This is a genomic window from Streptomyces sp. SGAir0957, assembly GCF_043523415.1.
This window is the reverse complement of record NZ_CP027293.1, coordinates 601,504-617,726: the sequence shown is the minus strand read 5'-3', so window position 1 is coordinate 617,726 and position 16,223 is coordinate 601,504. Positions and strand designations below refer to the sequence as shown.

The window sequence follows — 16,223 nt, the reverse complement described above, 5'->3', positions numbered from 1 at the left end:
TGCTCTCCCTGTTCGCTGTGCGTATCTCGCTCGCGTGGTGCCCTACGGTGCTCCGCGAAAAATGGACCGGCAAGTCCAGCCTGGGGGTACCGTTGTGCCGTAAGCCCGGGAACCACGTACGCGGGAGAGGGAGGGCGGCATGGGTGAGACGCTGACCGCGAAAGGGCAGGCCACCCGGGCCCGCATCGTCGAGGGCGCGGCCGAGGTGCTGCGCGAGCAGGGGGTCTCCTTCACGCGGCTCGACGACATTCGGGCCCGTACCGCCACCAGCAAGAGCCAGCTGTTCCACTACTTCCCCGGCGGCAAGGACGACCTGCTCCTGGCCGTGGCCCAGTTCGAGGCCGACCGGGTGCTGGAGGACCAGCAGCCGCACCTGGGCCGCCTCGACTCGTGGGAATCCTGGCAGCGGTGGCGGGACGTGGTGGTGGAACGCTATGAACTGCAGGGCGACCATTGCCCGTTGGGCGCCTTGTTCCTCCAGGTCGGACGGTCGAGCCCGGGCGCGCGGGCGATCGTCACGGAGCTGATGCGGCAGTGGCAGGAGCAACTCGCCCGCGGAGTGCGCGCCATGCAGGCCAACGGCCTCGTCTCGTCCCGCCTCGACGCGGACCGGACGGCGGCCGGACTGCTCGCGGGGGTCCAGGGCGGTGTCACGATCATGATGTCGACCGGTGACTCGACCCACCTCAGGGCCGCCCTCGACACCGGGATCGACCATCTGCGGTCCCACCCGTGACGGGTGAGGTGTCCTCCGTGACCAGCCTGGATCCGTCCCATGACGCGCGGCTCGCCACGCACGCGAGGGTTGCCACGGCGCTGGCGCGATGCGGCGACCGACAGCTGCGCGCTCTCGTCGACGCCGCCGCCCCGGCCGGTGCGGGCATCGGCGGACAGACAGTCCTGGTGGAGGTCGCGGGGGCCACCGTCTTCGTCAAGCAGGTCCGGCTGACCGATCTGGAGCGCAGGGCCGACCACGTCCACTCCACGGCGAACCTGTTCCGCCTCCCCGTCTTCTGCCACTACGGCGTCGGCCGCATCGGCAGCCCGGGCTTCGGCGCCTGGCGTGAGCTGGCCGTGCACACCATGACGACGGACTGGGTGCTGGCCGGGGACCACGACGGGTTCCCGCTGATGCACCACTGGCGGGTGCTGCCGGACGCGGGCCGGGCGCTGCCCGAGGAGCTGGCCGACGTGGAACGAGCCGTCGCCTACTGGGGCGAGGGCTCATCGATGCGCGGCCGGATCGAGGCGCTGCGACAATCCTCGGCGAGCATCCTGCTGTTCCTGGAGTACGTTCCGCACACCCTGCACGACTGGCTGGCCGCCGAGATCACGGCCGGGGGCCGGGCGGCGGAACGGGCCTGCGCCATGGTCGAGCGGGAGCTGGAGACCGGCATCGAGTTCATGAACACCCGTGGGCTGCTCCACCTCGACGCCCACTTCGAGAACATCCTCACCGACGGTCACCGGCTCTACTTCGCCGACTACGGCCTCGCCCTCTCCGCCCGCTTCGACCTCGCCCGGGACGAGGCCGACTTCCTCACCCGCCACCGCACCTACGACCTCGCCTACGCCCGCACACACCTGGTGAACTGGCTCGCTGTCGCCCTGTACGGCCACGCGCCCGACGCGCGCAGGGCGTTCGTGCGCGCCTGTGCTGACGGAAGACCTCCCGAGGGCGTTCCGGCGGCGGTCGCGGACGTTCTGGGCCGGCATGCGCCGGTCGCCGTGGTGATGGGGGAGTTCTACCGCCGCTTCCGGGAGACGGACCGCGCGGTCCCCTACCCCCTGGAGGAGCTCCGCGCGATCGGTGGGTGATCCGGGCGGCGTGCCCCGCCTCACTCGGGCGGGGGCGCGGTCCACGGTCGCAGGAGGTCCGCGACGGTCGTCGCGGTCGTGCGGTGCCAGCGGGCGCTGTCGCGCAGCATCGCGTGGTCGCCGCCGGGCACGATGTGGGCCCGCGCACGCGCGCCGGCCAGGCGGGCGCGTGCGACGAACGTCGACGACGCCTCGGCGGAGGTCACGCGGTCGCGGTCGCCGTGGAGGACGACGACGTCCTTGCCGCTCAGGTGGGCGACGGGCTCGCCCGCCGGGCACCAAGGCGCGAGTGCCACGACGGCTCTGACCTGCGGTGCCCGCGCCGCCGCCAGGGCCGCGCGGCCACCCATCGAATGGCCGACGAGAACGACCGGCACGTCACCGACGAGCCGTTCCAGTTCGTCGAGGGCCCGCTGGGCATCACGGAAGGCGTCGGCCCCCTGCCCGTTCCAGCCGCGTACGCGGTAGCGCACCTGGGCCAGGGCGACCGGATCGGGCGGCAGGGCCGCGGCGACCGCGCGCACGAAGGGCCTCATCCGCAGAGCGGCGAGGTGCCAGGGCCGTGCGGGGGAGTGGCTGTCGGCGCGGCCGCCGTGCAGGAAGAGCACCGCGGCCCGGGGGTCGGGCGGGGTGCGGCGCGGGATCAGCGCCGGAGCGTCGTCCTCCTCCGCGCGGGTGCGGTGTTCGTTCTCGATGCCGGTCATGTGCCCTCCTGTGCTGTACCCCTGCCCGCTGCCACGGATGTCATCGCCGGGGCGGCAGCGGGAAGAAGCCGCTGGTGCGGGCCGCGTACTGGGCGTAGCCCGGCCGGTCGGCCATGTGCTGTTCGAGGAGTCGTTTGCCGCTGCCCTTCGTCAGCAGCAGAGTCATCACCACCGGCGACACGACGCTGACGGCGGCGGCGGGGAGCGCGTCGCAGGCGATCAGGAACAGACCCCACCACACGCAGAAGTCGCCGAAGTAGTTGGGGTGGCGGGTGTAGCGCCACAGGCCGCGGTCCATGATCCGGCCCCGGTGCGCCGGGTCCGCCTTGAACCGGGCGAGCTGCGCGTCACCGACCGCTTCGAAGGCGAGGCCGACGGCCCACAAGGCGGTGCCCGCCCAGGCGAGACCGGTGACCGGCCCCGGCACGTAGGCGGCGGCCTGCACCGGCAGAGACACGAGCCAGACGAGCGCCGCCTGCAACAGGTAGACCATGCGCAACGCGTAGAGGTTCCGGTTCCCGGGGGCCTTGGCGAGGAGCCGTTCGTAGCGGGGGTCCTCGCCGTGCCCGCGTCCGCGCCGGGCGATGTGGACGGCCAGGCGCAGGCCCCACACGGCGGTCAGGACGGTGATCAGCGCCCGCCGCGCCGGGTCGCCGCTCCCCGCCGACGCGAGGCAGGACACGACGGCGACCGCGGCGAACCCGAGCCCCCAGGCGACGTCGACGATCCGGTGCACCCCCTTGCGCACGGCCACGGCGAAGGTGGTGAGCAGGACGGCGAGCGCGGCGGCGGCCGACCAGGCGAGGTTGGCCGCGAAGCCGGCCCAGGGGAAGCCGTTCACCGCTGCTGCTCCAAGCCGTCGTACCAGGTGTGCGGTGTCATCGGTGTGCCGCCGCCCGGGGCGGTCGTGGGCCGGGTGGCGAGGATCTGGTCGACGCCCATGCGCCGCTCCTCGAAGGCCAGCGCGCCGCCGACCAGGTACAGCCGCCACACCCGGGCCCGCTCCTCGCCGACGAGCGCGACGACGTCGGCCCAGCGCTCCTCCAGCGTCCGGTGCCAGGCGGCGACCGTACGCACGTAGTGTTCGCGCATCCCTTCCGCCGAGCGCACCTCGAGGCCCGCGCCCTCCAGGAGGTCCAGGGTGTCGCCCAGGGGACGCATGTGCATGTCGGGCGCGATGTACGCCTCGATGAAGGCGCCGCCGCCCGGAGCGGTCGCCCCGCGGGACATCTGCTGGACGAGGACCCGGCCCGCGGGCCGCAGCAGGCGGTACAGCGCCTGGGCGAAGGCCGGGTACTCGGCGTCGCCGACGTGTTCGCCCATCTCGACGGTGGCGATGGCGTCGTAGCCGCCGCCCGCGATGTCCCGGTAGTCCTGGCACACCACGTCGACCCGCTCGGTCAGGCCCCGCGCGCGGACCTGTTCCCGTACGTGGGCGGCCTGTTCGCGCGCCAGGGTCACGGCGGTGACCTGCGCCCGGTGGTGCTCGGCCGCGTACAGGGTGAGGGAGCCCCAGCCGCAGCCGATGTCGAGGAGGCGGGAGCCGGGGGTCAGGGCGAGCTTGCGGCAGATCAGTTCCAGCTTGGCGCGCTGCGCGTCCGCGGCGGTGAAGTCCGGCTTGTCACTGGCCCAGTAGCCGCAGGAGTAGGCCATGGTCTCGTCGAGGAGCAGCCGGTAGAAGTCGTTCGACAGGTCGTAGTGGTGGCTGATGGCGGCGCGGTCCCGGGACTTGGTGTGCAGGGCGCCGCGCAGCCGCGCCTGGGAGGCGGGCGGCGCCGGGGCGGGCCCGGCCGCGCCGAGGCGGACGGCCGTCGCGACGGCCCGGGCCCGGTCGGCGGGGCTCAGCCGGGGCGCGGACAGGGCCCCTTCCCGGGCGGCCGCCCACATGGCGCGCAGGCCCGTGGCCAGGTCGCCCTCGACGTCGATCTCGCCGGTGACGTATGCCTGGGCCAGGCCCAGCTCGCCCGGCTGCCACAGCAGGCGGCGCAGCGCCCGGCGGGAGCGCACCACGACCACGGGGCCTTCGGCCGGCCCGGTCTCGCTGCCGTCCCAGCCGCGCAGGCGGACGGGGAGGGGGCCGCCGAGCGCGGTCCCGGCGAGGGCGGCCAGCCGGTGCGCGACACCGGTGCGGGGGGAGGCGGGGGCACTCATCGCTGGGGGTTCTCCTTGGTGAGCAGGTACTGCTGGACGTCGAGGTAGCCGGAGCGGAATCCGGCTTCGGAGTAGGCGAGATAGAACGTCCACATGCGGCGGAACGTCTCGTCGAAGCCGAGGGCGGCGACCTCGTCGGCGCGTGCGGTGAAGCGTTCGCGCCACAGCCGCAGCGTCTCGGCGTAGTGGGCTCCGTAGGCGTCGCGGCGGGCGATCGTGAGGCCGGTGTGGTCGCGCACGGTCGCGGCGACGGCCTCGGTGGAGGGCAGCAGACCGCCGGGGAAGATGTACTTCTGGATCCAGGTGTAGGTGGCGGCGCTGGCCAGCATCCGCTCGTGCGGCATGGTGATGGCCTGGAGCGCGGCCCGGCCGCCCGGTGCGAGACGGTCCTCCAGGGTGCGGAAGTACGTGGGCCAGAACTCGGCACCGACGGCCTCGATCATCTCCACGCTGACGACGGCGTCGTACGTGCCCTGTACAGCGCGGTAGTCGCACAGCTCGATGGTGATCCGGTCGTCGAGCCCGGCCGCCGCCGCGCGGGCGCGGGCGAGGTCGCGCTGTTCGGCGGAGAGGGTGATCGAGGTGACCCGTGCTCCCCGCGCGGCCGCCTGCATGGCCAGTTCCCCCCATCCGGTGCCGATCTCCAGGACCCGGCTGCCGTCGTGCACGTCGGCGAGGTCGAGCAGCCGGTCGATCTTGCGGCGCTGGGCGTCGGCGAGCAGGTCGAAGCGGGCGGGCAGGGCGCGGAAGAGCGCGGAGGAATAGGTGAGGGTCTCGTCGAGGAAGAGGGCGAACAGGTCGTTGGACAGGTCGTAGTGGTGGCTGATGTTGGCCCGCGAACCGTCCGGGGTGTTGCGCCGCGCCGACGGCTGGCGCGGCGCCCACAGCTTGCGCAGCCTCTGCAGCGGCGCGGGCACCAAGTCGGCCGCGTTGGCGGCGAGTTCGGTGAGGACGCCGATCAGGTCGGGGGTGTCCCACTCCCCGGCGAGATACGACTCGCCGAACCCGATGAGCCCCTGGGTGCCGATGCGGGCGTGGAACGCGTCGGGCCGGTGGATGGTCAGGGCCGGTCCGCCCCGGCCCAGTACCGGCCCGTCCGCGTACCGCACGCGCAGCGGCAGCCGGTCGAGCGCGCGGCGGACGACGGCGGCGGCAGCCGCCGCCCGTACGCGGGAGGCGGCCGGCACGGCGGCGACGTCGGGCCAGCGCTCCGGATCCACGGTGGCGGGGGGCGGCACGGCCGGGGGAGCGGTGACGCAGTGGGGTTCGTGGGTGGTCATGAGACGTTCTCCGAGGTCCTGGGGTCGGGGTGCGGGTCGGGGTGCGACGGGCGGGGCTGTACGGGCAGCCCGCGCAGGTACAGGCGGATCCCGTGCAGCCGGATGGCCGCGGACACGGCGAGCGTGGACCACGGCCGGCGCAGGGCCAGGCGCAGCAGGGTGCGGGTGCGGACGTCGCGCCGTGGGCCGCGCACGGTGGCGGTGAAGGGCCTGCCGCCGTCGCGCTCCAGGTGGACGGTGAGGTCGACCCGGTCGCCCGGCGCGGGCAGCCGCATCCGGTAGCGGCCGTCGACCGGGAAGAACGGCGAGACGTAGAAGTCCTTGCCGACGACCGCCCGGCCGGTGCTGTCGGGGCGCAGGAGGTAGCAGTGGCGCTGCCCGTAGGTGTTGTGGACCTCGGCGACGGTGCAGCGGGGTGCGCCGTCGGGGCCGTGGCACCAGTAGAGGGTGAGCGGGTTGAACACGTGGCCGAACACGCGGGCGTGGGTGAGCATCACGACGTGGCCGCCCTCCAGGTCGACGCCGTGGCGGGCGAGGAAGGCGTCGAGTCCGGCGCGGATGGTCGGCGCCCCGCCGTCGAAATGGTCGCGGGCGTCGAACCGGGCCAGCGGCCGCAGCGGCGCGGGCAGTTCGGGCGGACGGTCGGGGTCGGTCAGCCACATGTAGGTGTGATGGCGCAGGGTGTAGCGGCGCGGAGAGGTGCGCACGTGGGCGATGGCGACGCTGTAGAGCGCGGGGGCGGTGCTCACCAGCGCACCCCTAGAGCCTCGGCGGCCATGACCCCCGAGCGGCAGCCGTCCTCGTGGAAGCCCCAGCCGTGATAGGCCCCGGCGAAGGCGGTGACGGCTGTGTTCAGCTCCGGCAGGCGCTGCTGCGCGGCGACCGACTCGGGCGTGTAGACGGGGTGTTCGTAGACCATGCGGGCCAGGACCCGGTCGGGGTCGACATGTGTCTCGCCGCCGAGTGTGACCACGTAGGTCTCCGGTGCGGTGATGCGCTGGAGCCGGTTCATGTCGTAGCTGACCTGTACCCGGTCCGCGGTCGCCGTGCAGGACGGCATCCGGTAGTTCCAGGAGGCGCGGGCGCCGCGGGCGCGTGGTAGTTGCCGGGTGTCGGTGTGCAGCAGCGTGGTGTTGCGCGAGTAGGTGAACGCGCCGAGTACGTCCTTCTCCCGCGGTGTGGCGTCGGCGAGGAGACCGAGGGCCTGGTCGGGGTGGGTGGCGATGACGACCGAGTCGTACGTGTGCGTGGTGCCGTCCCCCAGGGTGAGGCGGGCGCCGTCCGGATCCCGCTGGACGGCCCTGATGGGCGTCGCGACGCGCACGGTGTGCAGGTGGCGGGCTATCCGCTCGACGTAGGTGCCGGAGCCGCCGGTGACGGTGCGCCAGGTCGGTGTCCCGCCGACCGAGAGCATGCCGTGGTGGTGCAGGAATCGGAACAGGTAGGCGGCCGGATAGCGCTGGGCGGTCGCGGCGTCGCAGGACCACACGGCCGACACCAGCGGCGTCACGAAGTGCGTACGGAAGTACGGGGTGAAGCCCTCACGGTCGAGGAACGCGCCCAGGGTGAGGTCCTCCTCGCCGCCCCGGGCCAGGACCCGTCGCGCGGCCTGGTGGAAGACGGGCACCTGGGCGAGGAGCCGCAGGTAGTTCCCGCGCAGCGCGCGGGAGGGCTGGGCGAACAGTCCGGCGGGGCCGCGCGCGCCCGCGTACTCAAGGCCGCAGCCCTCGCACCGCACCGACATGCTCATCTCCGACTCCTGCGTGGCGACGCCGAGTTCGTCGAAGAGCCGTAGGAGGGTGGGGTAGGTGCGGCGGTTGTGCACGATGAAGCCGGAGTCGACGCGGTGCGTTCCGCCGTCGGGCGACGCCAGCTCGTGGGTGTGGGCGTGTCCGCCGAGCCGGTCGTCGGCCTCGTAGAGCGTGACGTGCCGCGCGCGGGCCAGCACGTAGGCGGCGGTCAGCCCCGCCACCCCGCTGCCGATCACCGCGGTGCGTCGCAGCCCGCGCTCCCCGCCGCCCCCGAGCCCTTCGGCCGCCCGCGACGTGCTCGCCGCCCCCATGTCCATCTCCGCTCCTCCTCGCCCGGCCCCGAACGGGGCCACGGCTGTAATCCGGAGCAGGTCGGGGGGCGGATTGGCGGCGGATGATCAGTTATTTCGCGAGCGGGCCCCGCCCGGTGAGATGGGCGCTGACGACGACGTTGCCGTTGTACTGCCCGCGCCGGTGGTCGTAGCCGCCGCCGCAGGTGATGAGGCGCAGTTCCGGGCGGCCGGTGTCGGCGTACACCTTGTCGTCGGGGTAGTCGGCGGCGTCGTAGACGTCGATGGCGTCGACGGTGAAGCGTGCGGTCACCCCGTCCTCTCGGGGCACGTCGATGTGCATGCCGGGCTCCAGGGTGCCGAGGTCGTAGAAGACGGCGCGGCCGGAGGGCAGGTCGACGTGTCCGGCGATGATGGCGGTGCCCTGGCCGCCGGGGGAGGGGCCCCGACTCCACCAGCCGGCGAGCTTCGGGTCGTCCTCGGGCGGCGCTTCGAGGCGGCCGTCGGCGGTGAGGCTCAGACCGGTCAGCGGGGCGTCGACGCGGAGATCCGGGATCCGTACCCGGATGGGCCGTGACGCCGGCAGCGGCTGCGCGGCCGGGGCGGCGGCCGTCGTGCGCTGACTGTGGCGCTGCGGCGGCTGGGGCGGCTCCTGGCTCTGCTCGATACCGGTGAAGCCGAAGGCGACGGCCGCGCTGCCGACGAGGAGCAGCGCCCAGACGCAGCCTGCGGCCCGGGTCTTCGTCCTTGCTGTGCGTTGCGGGGCCACGGCCCGCCCTCCCGGGATCTGTCGTCGGGGCGGGTGTCGCCCGGGGAGCCAGCCCCGGGCGGCACCCGGTCACCCGGGCCGGTGGTCAGTGCCGGCGGCCGGAGGCGGTGCGGCGGCGCAGGTAGACACCCGCGGCGGCGGTGACGGCGAGCGTGCCGGCGGCGGCCAGGGCGGGGGTGCCGAACAGGTCGCCGGAGCCGGTGCCGGTGTGCATCGCGCCGGTCGGCTTCTGGGTGGGGTTCATGACGGTGTCGCCGCAGATGCGCTGCGCCTCGGAGGCGGCGGAGTCGGCCTTCTGCTTGAGCTGGTCGACGTTGTCCTTCTCGGCCGTGCCGGGGTGACCGCCGTCGTCGATCTGCTTCTGGTAGTCGGCGAGCGCGGACTTGTAGGCGGTCTCCGCCTCCTGGGCGGCCGCGGTGGCCGGGTCGCACTGGGTGTCGGAGGCCGAGGCCATCGGCGCGGCGAACAGCAGGGCGGCGCTGGCGAGGGCGGTGCCGGTGGCTATCTTCAGCGAACGCATGTACTTCCTCCAGGGGAAGAGCCCGCAGCACACCGTAGGCCGCTATGAAGGGCTCATGGCTGGAGGTAAACCCGCTCACTCGGGCGGTGCGCGACACGCCGAGGGCGTTCCGGCGCTCCAGGGCCCATTGCCGACGGCAACGTCGCAGGCCAGCCCGGGGCGGCTGCTGCCAACGGGTGAACCCGCACCGCCTGCTCCGAACGGGCGCCGCCCGCCGGTACGGAAGCGGCTGCGCGGGACCGTCGCGTCACCGGTCGGCGGACGATGACAGAATGGCGCCGTGCGAGCGTCGGTGCGAATCAGTTGTGACCCAGGCCCGGAGCAGTCGGTGATCGCCCTCTCGGGTGATTGCGACGAGGAGACCGAGCCTGCCCTGACAGCGGCTTTGACCAAGGCGCTGGCGGGTGCTCCCGCGGTGTTGGTCGTCGACGTGGCGGGCCTGCGCTTCGCCGACTCCACGCTTCTGCACGCATTGCTGGAAGCATGGCGGACACAGAAGGACGGGCAGCGCCGGCTCGTCGTGCGCGGGCCGTTCAGCGTCGGCGTGCGGCGCCTGCTGACCGAGACAGGGACCCTGGACCTCTTCACGGACCTCCCGGGGCAAGGCCACGAGGATCAGGGGGATGCGGAGTGAGTACGGTGTGCAGGCCCCCGGACGGGGCTCCGAGCGACACGTGGTCACCGTGATGGGGCCGGGCCGCGGCGGCGACCGCGAACGGCCCCGGTCCACCGCCGACGACGCCCCGCAACTGTCCGGCGCACAGGCGCGGGAACAGGTGCGCGACACGGTCCTGGCCTGCGCGGCCCTGGCCGGGAAGAGTCCGGAAGCGGTGCAACAGCGGGTGGCCGACGCGGAGTTGATCTGCTCGGAGCTGGTCTCCAACGCACGCCGCCACGGCAGCGGCCTCACCTCGTTCCGGGTGTGGCACGAGCGCGGCTGTGTCCTCATCGAGGTGAGCGACCGCAGCGCGGCCCTGCCGGTCACCCCCGGCGGGCACCGGGCCGAACCGGGCGGTTTCGGCTGGGCGCTGGTGCGCAAGCTCGCCGCGAGCGTCTCGGTGAACGCGCACTCCGACGGCACCGGGAAGACCATCACCGCCTATCTGCCCGTGCGCTGACGCGGACCGCCGCGCCGTCCGTCCGGTGTCGCCGAGGCGGCCCTCTCCGGACCGCCGGGCGGGAAGAATGCGGGCATGGAACTCACCCAGATACGCCTGCTGGTGTCCGACTTCCCCGCCGTCTACCGCTTCTACCGGGACGTGCTCGGGCTGAAGCCGCGGTCCGAGGCGGAGAGCGGCCCGTACGCCAAGCTCAGCCCCGACACCGGGCACGCCGCGATCGCGCTGCAGGACCGGGCGCAGATGGCGGGCGTGCTGGAGCGGCTGGAAGCGGAGGGCGAAGGTCACCGGGCGCTCGTGGTGCTGCGCGTGGACGACCTGGACGCGACCCACGCGGCGCTCACCGCGCGAGGCGCGCGGTTCCTCCGGCCCCCGGGCCCGATGGGCGACCGGATGCGGGTCGCCTACCTGGAGGACCCGGAGGGAAACCTGATCGAACTGCAGGAGTGGCTGGCGCTGCGCGCCGGCGCCTGAGCGCCCCGCGGTGCGGGTGCGTCGCGGGGCGCTCAGGTGTCCATGGCGTGACCCGTCACTTCGCCGGAGGGTCGGCCTCGCTGGTGAGGTCGCTCAGGCCGGAGATGGCCAGGACCGGCGCCAGCAGGGAGTTGGCGATCAGCTGGATGCGGTCGGCGTGGGGGAAGAGCACGCTCAGGCCCGCGCTGTCGAGGTACTCGACACCGCTCAGGTCGAGGACGAGAGCGCCGGACGTGCCCGCGAGCGCGGCGGCCAGCTCGCCGGCGTTGCTCATGTCGATCTCGCCCACCGCGGTCAACGCGGCGGTGCCGTCGGGGCGCCGGCCGGGTGTGAGGGTCAGAGGGGTAGTCATCAGGCGATCCTCGTGTGCATGTCGACGGTGGTCCCGGCCGGTCCAGGGGTGACGGTGACCTGCTGCATCAGGGCACGCATCAGCCGCAGACCGCGACCGCGGTGGGTGTTGAGCTCGGGCTGGGGCGTCTTCCACTGCCCCGTGTCGGCGACCGTCAGACGCAGATTGTCGACGAACGCCTCGGCACGGAAGTGGACGACGTCACCGGGGGCGTCGCGGTGCCCGTGCTCGATCGCGTTGGCGCAGGCCTCCCCGGCGGCCACCAGGATGTTCTGCGCGGTCGCCGGGGGCAGCTCACACTGTTCGAGCCAGCCGCGCAGAGCTTTGCGGACGGGCGCGAGCTGCGCCGATTCGGCGGGGAAGGTCATCTCCAGCGGTGCCGGGTGCCGGTACAGGAGGAGGGCGACGTCGTCGTCGAAGCCGTCGGCCGGAGCCAGCCGGGACATGACGTCGGTGGCGAGGTCGTCGACCGCGCTGTCGCGGCCGTCCTGGAGCGCCTCACCGGCCTGGGTGATGCCGACGCTGAGCGGACGGCGGCGGCGCTCGACGAGCCCGTCGGTGTAGAGCAGCAGGGTCGAGCGCGCCGGGATCGTACAGGTGGCCTCAGGGCGCATATTGCCCGGCCGGACGGCGAGGGGCAGGGACCGGCCGCTCTCGAGGAGGTGGGTGGTGCCGTCGGGGCGGACGAGGATGCCCGGCGGGTGGCCCGCGCTGGAGTAGGTCAGGTGCCCGGTGTCGGCGTTGAGGACGCCGCAGAAGACCGTGGTGCACATGGCCCCGGGGATACCCGCCGCGAACTGGTCGAGGGCCATCAGGGTCTGCGCGGGGCTGGCGTCCTGCAGCAGCAGGGCGCGGCAGGCGCTGCGCAGCTGCCCCATCACACTGGCCGCCTCCAGACCGCGCCCGACACAGTCGCCGACGACGATGCCGATCCGGCTGTCGGGAAGGGTGACCGTGTCGTACCAGTCGCCGCCGACCTCCAGCGGCTGGGTGGCGGGCTCGTAGCGGACGGCGAACCCGGCGGGCAGGTGGGACGGGCCGAGGATGGCGCGCTGCAGGGCGATGGCGGTCTCGCGCTGCTGGTCGATCTGGTGGGCGCGGGCCAGGCCCTGGGCGAGGTGCCCTGCCAGCAGGGACAGCAGGAGCTGGTCCTCGCCGGTGAACGGGCGGTTCTCGCCGAGGTCGATCCACAGCGCGAGCGGCCCGTCGGGGTATTCGAGGAGGATGCCCGCGCCGCCCTGGGCGAGGGTCGGGGTGAGCGGGGCCTGATGGCGCAGGTCGGCCAGTGCCTGCCGGCGCTCCTCGGGCAGCCGCTGCCAGGTGAGGGCGGGGTCCGTGGAGGTGAGGGCGGGCTGGTCGCCGCGCTCGAAGACGGCGGCGGTGACGCGCTCGGCCCGCCACAGCTCCCTGAGCTCGGTGAGGGCGCCGCTCACCGCCTCGGAGAGACAGGTGGCCCGCGACAGGGACGTGCTCAGGGCCGCCAGGGCCATCTCGCGCTGGATGGCGTAGTGCTCGGCGCTCACGTCACGGAAGGTGCCGACCACGACGGAGCGCCCGGAGTCCGGGTCCTGGACCTGGTTGAACGTGGCCGTGACCCACAGACGGTGGCCGTCCCGGTGGGTGACGGGGATGGTGTAGCTGCCCCGGGTCTGGTCGAGCAGGGTCGAGAAGGCCTCGGCGACCTGCCGGTGCGCCTCGGGGTCCGTGGCCGCGTCGGGCCACCAGGGGTGGATCGGCTGGTAGGGAAGGTTGTCGGTGTCGTAGCCGAGGATGGTGGTGAACGCCGTGTTGATCTCGATGACGGCGCCTGCCTCGTCGCAGACGAAGAAGGCCTCCTGGAGGGAGTCGACCAGCGCGGTGCGCCAGCGGGCGTGGTGGTTGCGCAGCCGCGCCATCTCGACGTTGGTACGCACCCGTGCGAGGAACTCGGCCGCTGCGAACGGTTTGACGAGGTAGTCGTCGGCGCCCGCCTGCAGCCCCTCGATCGACGCCTCCTGCCCGGCCCGCGCGGACAGCAGCAGCACCGGCACGGACGCGGTCCGCTGATCGCTGCGCAGCAGACCGACGAGGCTGAGCCCGTCCAGGTGGGGCATCATGACGTCGCTGACCACCAGGTCGGGGGCGTCGTCCCGGATGCTGTCGAGGGCCTGGCGGCCGTCGTCGACGGTGTGGACCTCGTAGCCGGCGTCGCGCAGCAGCCGGCTGAGGTACTCGCGCATGTCGGCGTTGTCGTCGGCGACCAGGATCCGGGCCAGGGCGGCCGTCGGCGCGCCGGCGGGCGGCGCCGCACCGGCGGAGGCGGCCTGGTGCCCGTCGCCGGTGGGCGACGCGTCGGCCTCCTTGTCCGGGAGCCAGCGCAGGGCTTCCTGCACGAACGGGTCGGCGGCGAGAACCGCCGGGTCCCCGCCGTCGGCGGGGCGCACCGCGTCGGCGGGAAGGTGGGCGTGGCCGAAGGGCAGGCGGATGGAGAAGCAGGTGCCCCGGCCCTCGGTGCTGTCGGCGGTGATGGTGCCGCCGTGCAGGGTGACCAGCTCCTTCACCAGGGCGAGCCCGATGCCGCTGCCCTCGTTGGAGCGGGAGCGGGCGTTCTCTATGCGGTGGAACCGCTCGAAGAGGCGCGGCATCTCCTCGGCGGCGACGCCGATCCCGGTGTCATGGACGTCCACCACGGCCTCGGGGCCCTCGGCCCGTACGGTGACGCGGATCGAGCCGTCGAAGGTGAACTTCAGGGCATTGCTGAGGAGGTTGAGGACGATCTTCTCCCACATGCCCCGGTCGACGTAGACGGAGTCGGGCAGCGGTGCGCACTCGACCTCGAAGTCGAGCCCGGCCTTGTCGATGGCGGAACGGAACACACTGGCCAGCTCGCCGGTGACCGTGGCCAGTTCGACCGGCTCATAGCTCGCCTGCATCCGCCCCGCCTCGATGCGGGAGAAGTCGAGGAGGGTGTTGACCAGCTTGCCGAGGCGCAGCCCGTTGCGGTGGATGACCTCCAGCTCGGCGCGTACCCGCGGAGCGGCGTCGGCGAGTTCGTCCTGCAGCCCTTCGAGCGGCCCCATGATCAGGGTGAGGGGGGTGCGGAACTCGTGGCTGATGTTGGAGAAGAACGTCGTCTTCGCCCGGTCCAGCTCCGCGAGTTCCTCGGCCCGGCGCTGCTGGGCCTGGTAGCTGCGGGCACTGGCGATCCCCGTGGCCACGTGCCCGGCGACCAGTTCCACGAAGCCGCGGTAGTCCCCGTCGAGCGCCCGGTAGCGGTTCAGGCCGGCCACCATGAACCCGTACGGTGCCCCGCCCTGCTGCAGCAAGGGCACCACCATCGCCTCGGCGGGCGCCTTGGCCCACGGCCCGGACGGAAGGTCGGCGAACGGCGGCCCGTCGAGGGAGACGTCGGCGGACTCCCCGCGGGCCGCGGCGGCGGCCGGCCACGGCGTCCCGGCGCCCGCCGGGAGGAGTTCGAGCGCGGCGGGGTGACCGGCCGGCAGGCCGCTCGTCGCGGCAAGGGCGGCGCCGCCGTCGTCCCCGAACAGATAGGTCAGGGTGAAGGGCAGATCGTGCGGGTTGCGGCCGAGCTGCTCACCGGCGAAGTCGAGCATCTCCTGCTCGGTGCGGACCACGCTCGGATCGGACCCCAGATCCCGCAACGTGGCCATACGGCGCTCACCGATGACCCGCTCGGTGTCCTCGCTCACCACGCACAACATGCCGACCACGGCGCCGCCGTCGTCACGCAGCGGGCTGTAGGAGAAGGTGTGGTAACTCTCCTCGACATAGCCCGAGCGCTTGAGGAACAGCAGCAGCGCCTCGTCCCACGTCGACTCGCCCGTGGTCAGCACGGTGTCGATCCGGGGCCCGATGTCGTCCCAGATCTCCGCCCACACCTCGCTGGACGGCCTGCCCAGCGCCCACGGGTATTTCTGCCCCAAAGTATTGCGGCGGTACGCGTCGTTGCAGAAGAACGTCAGCTCCGGACCCCATGCCATCCACATGGCGAACTTCGACGACAGCAGAATGCTCACCGCCGTCCTGAGGCTCTGCGGCCAGCTGTCCGGCTCCCCGAGGGGGGTCGCCGACCAGTCCACCCGGGACAGATCCTTGCCGACCCTTTCCTCCGCCGCGAAAATGTCGTCCCCGGCCCTCGACGGCACGGTCAGCTCGCCGTCGTCCGCACGTGTCACTGAACACCCTTTCCTCAGCCCCCGGCCCTGGCGTATTGCGCCCGCGGGCCGCGCTCCATTGTGCCGTCAAAGCCGCATGCCCAGTAGAGACGATTTCCTGCGCCCGCCAAGGGGCCTATTCGGCTCGGGTCGTAGGATGAGACGGCCGTGCCCCTGAAGGCGGCAGTCACAGCAGACGGCACCGGGCGGAAGGCAGCGCATGACGGCGACCCAGCGACGGACGCCGAGAGCCTGCCGGCCATGTCATACACACTTCGCATCGAACTGGGCACTGGAGACAGCGACGACACCGTGCCGCTCGCTGCCCGCTCTGTCCGTCCCACCCGCCCCTCAGCGTCCCCACAGGAGAAAAGGTGACCGACCGCACCTTGACCGCCACCCGACGCACGGACCCCTCGGGGGTCGTCGTGCTGACCGTGGACGGCGAACTCGATCACCACACCGCCCCGGAAGTCACGCAGGTCCTGCACCAGACACCCTTCACCCCTGACAGCCCCGTGGTCATGGATCTCGCCGGCCTCACCTACTGCGACTCCACCGGCATCACGGTGTTCGTCGGTGCCTTCAACCGCTCCCGGGAGACCGGCACCCCGCTGATCCTCGCCGCGGTGCGGGACGACCTCATGCGCGTACTCCAGATCGTCGGGCTCGATCAGATCTTCACCTTCCAGCCCACCGTCGAGCGGGCCATCGCGACCCTGCACACCTCCGCCGAGTCCTGACACCAGAGTCCTGACACCAGGACCCTGCGGACGCGTTATAGGCATCTCCTCTATCCCCTGCTGCAATTTCGTCTTTGCCTCTCCATATTTACCGGACCT

16 protein-coding genes are annotated in these 16,223 nt (G+C 72.8%); 6 read left to right on the top strand and 10 right to left on the bottom strand.

Annotation, left to right across the window (positions count from 1 at the left end; translation table 11 throughout):
* The first annotated feature begins 139 nt into the window (after positions 1-139).
* Both C1N81_RS07840 and C1N81_RS07835 read left to right on the top strand, forming a co-directional pair.
* Positions 140-736 carry a TetR/AcrR family transcriptional regulator gene (locus tag C1N81_RS07840; RefSeq protein ID WP_394427977.1) on the top strand — a complete coding sequence of 199 codons (597 nt, stop codon included), beginning with the start codon at positions 140-142 and terminating at the stop codon, positions 734-736.
* A 17-nt stretch (positions 737-753) separates the two neighbouring features.
* Complete coding sequence (locus C1N81_RS07835; RefSeq protein ID WP_394427976.1) at positions 754-1,818, top strand: protein kinase family protein; 1,065 nt, start codon at positions 754-756, stop codon at positions 1,816-1,818.
* 20 nt (positions 1,819-1,838) lie between these two features.
* Here the strand turns inward: C1N81_RS07835 and C1N81_RS07830 are convergent, their stop codons facing one another.
* The 8 genes from C1N81_RS07830 to C1N81_RS07795 form a co-directional block, all read right to left on the bottom strand.
* Positions 1,839-2,522, bottom strand: coding sequence for an alpha/beta hydrolase (locus C1N81_RS07830; RefSeq protein WP_394427975.1), 684 nt, complete (start codon positions 2,520-2,522; stop codon positions 1,839-1,841).
* Positions 2,523-2,562: 40 nt separating this feature from the next.
* A complete protein-coding gene (locus C1N81_RS07825) occupies positions 2,563-3,363 on the bottom strand; it encodes a DUF1295 domain-containing protein (RefSeq protein WP_394427974.1) in 801 nt (266 codons plus the stop codon).
* The gene (locus C1N81_RS07820; RefSeq protein WP_394427973.1) at positions 3,360-4,673 is read right to left on the bottom strand and encodes a class I SAM-dependent methyltransferase; all 1,314 of its coding nucleotides are present in this window, start codon (positions 4,671-4,673) and stop codon (positions 3,360-3,362) included. Before C1N81_RS07820 ends, C1N81_RS07825 begins: the two co-directional genes overlap by 4 nt.
* A complete protein-coding gene (locus tag C1N81_RS07815; protein WP_394427972.1) occupies positions 4,670-5,953 on the bottom strand; it encodes a class I SAM-dependent methyltransferase in 1,284 nt (427 codons plus the stop codon). Before C1N81_RS07815 ends, C1N81_RS07820 begins: the two co-directional genes overlap by 4 nt.
* Entirely contained in the window at positions 5,950-6,702 is a 753-nt protein-coding gene (locus C1N81_RS07810; RefSeq protein ID WP_394427971.1) for a DUF1365 domain-containing protein, read from the bottom strand. The genes C1N81_RS07815 and C1N81_RS07810 overlap by 4 nt, the downstream gene beginning before the upstream one ends.
* Entirely contained in the window at positions 6,699-8,015 is a 1,317-nt protein-coding gene (locus C1N81_RS07805; protein WP_394437795.1) for an NAD(P)/FAD-dependent oxidoreductase, read from the bottom strand. The genes C1N81_RS07810 and C1N81_RS07805 overlap by 4 nt, the downstream gene beginning before the upstream one ends.
* Positions 8,016-8,106: 91 nt before the next feature.
* Entirely contained in the window at positions 8,107-8,763 is a 657-nt protein-coding gene (locus C1N81_RS07800) for a class F sortase (RefSeq protein WP_394427970.1), read from the bottom strand.
* Positions 8,764-8,848: 85 nt separating this feature from the next.
* Positions 8,849-9,283 (bottom strand): hypothetical protein, encoded by a 435-nt coding sequence (locus C1N81_RS07795; protein WP_394427969.1) that lies wholly within the window; start codon positions 9,281-9,283, stop codon positions 8,849-8,851.
* Between the two features lie 328 nt (positions 9,284-9,611).
* Between C1N81_RS07795 and C1N81_RS07790 the strand changes: the two genes are divergently transcribed.
* From C1N81_RS07790 to C1N81_RS07780, 3 genes are all read left to right on the top strand, one after another.
* Positions 9,612-9,917 carry an STAS domain-containing protein gene (locus C1N81_RS07790; protein WP_394427968.1) on the top strand — a complete coding sequence of 102 codons (306 nt, stop codon included), beginning with the start codon at positions 9,612-9,614 and terminating at the stop codon, positions 9,915-9,917.
* A complete protein-coding gene (locus C1N81_RS07785) occupies positions 9,907-10,401 on the top strand; it encodes an ATP-binding protein (protein ID WP_394427967.1) in 495 nt (164 codons plus the stop codon). The genes C1N81_RS07790 and C1N81_RS07785 overlap by 11 nt, the downstream gene beginning before the upstream one ends.
* Before the next feature lie 75 nt (positions 10,402-10,476).
* The gene (locus tag C1N81_RS07780) at positions 10,477-10,875 is read left to right on the top strand and encodes a VOC family protein (protein WP_394427966.1); all 399 of its coding nucleotides are present in this window, start codon (positions 10,477-10,479) and stop codon (positions 10,873-10,875) included.
* Between the two features lie 55 nt (positions 10,876-10,930).
* Here the strand turns inward: C1N81_RS07780 and C1N81_RS07775 are convergent, their stop codons facing one another.
* Both C1N81_RS07775 and C1N81_RS07770 read right to left on the bottom strand, forming a co-directional pair.
* Entirely contained in the window at positions 10,931-11,227 is a 297-nt protein-coding gene (locus tag C1N81_RS07775) for an STAS domain-containing protein (RefSeq protein WP_394427965.1), read from the bottom strand.
* Positions 11,227-15,402 carry a SpoIIE family protein phosphatase gene (locus tag C1N81_RS07770; protein ID WP_394427964.1) on the bottom strand — a complete coding sequence of 1,392 codons (4,176 nt, stop codon included), beginning with the start codon at positions 15,400-15,402 and terminating at the stop codon, positions 11,227-11,229. The genes C1N81_RS07775 and C1N81_RS07770 overlap by 1 nt, the downstream gene beginning before the upstream one ends.
* A 353-nt stretch (positions 15,403-15,755) precedes the next feature.
* Between C1N81_RS07770 and C1N81_RS07765 the strand changes: the two genes are divergently transcribed.
* Complete coding sequence (locus C1N81_RS07765) at positions 15,756-16,124, top strand: STAS domain-containing protein (RefSeq protein WP_394427963.1); 369 nt, start codon at positions 15,756-15,758, stop codon at positions 16,122-16,124.
* Positions 16,125-16,223: the final 99 nt, after the last annotated feature.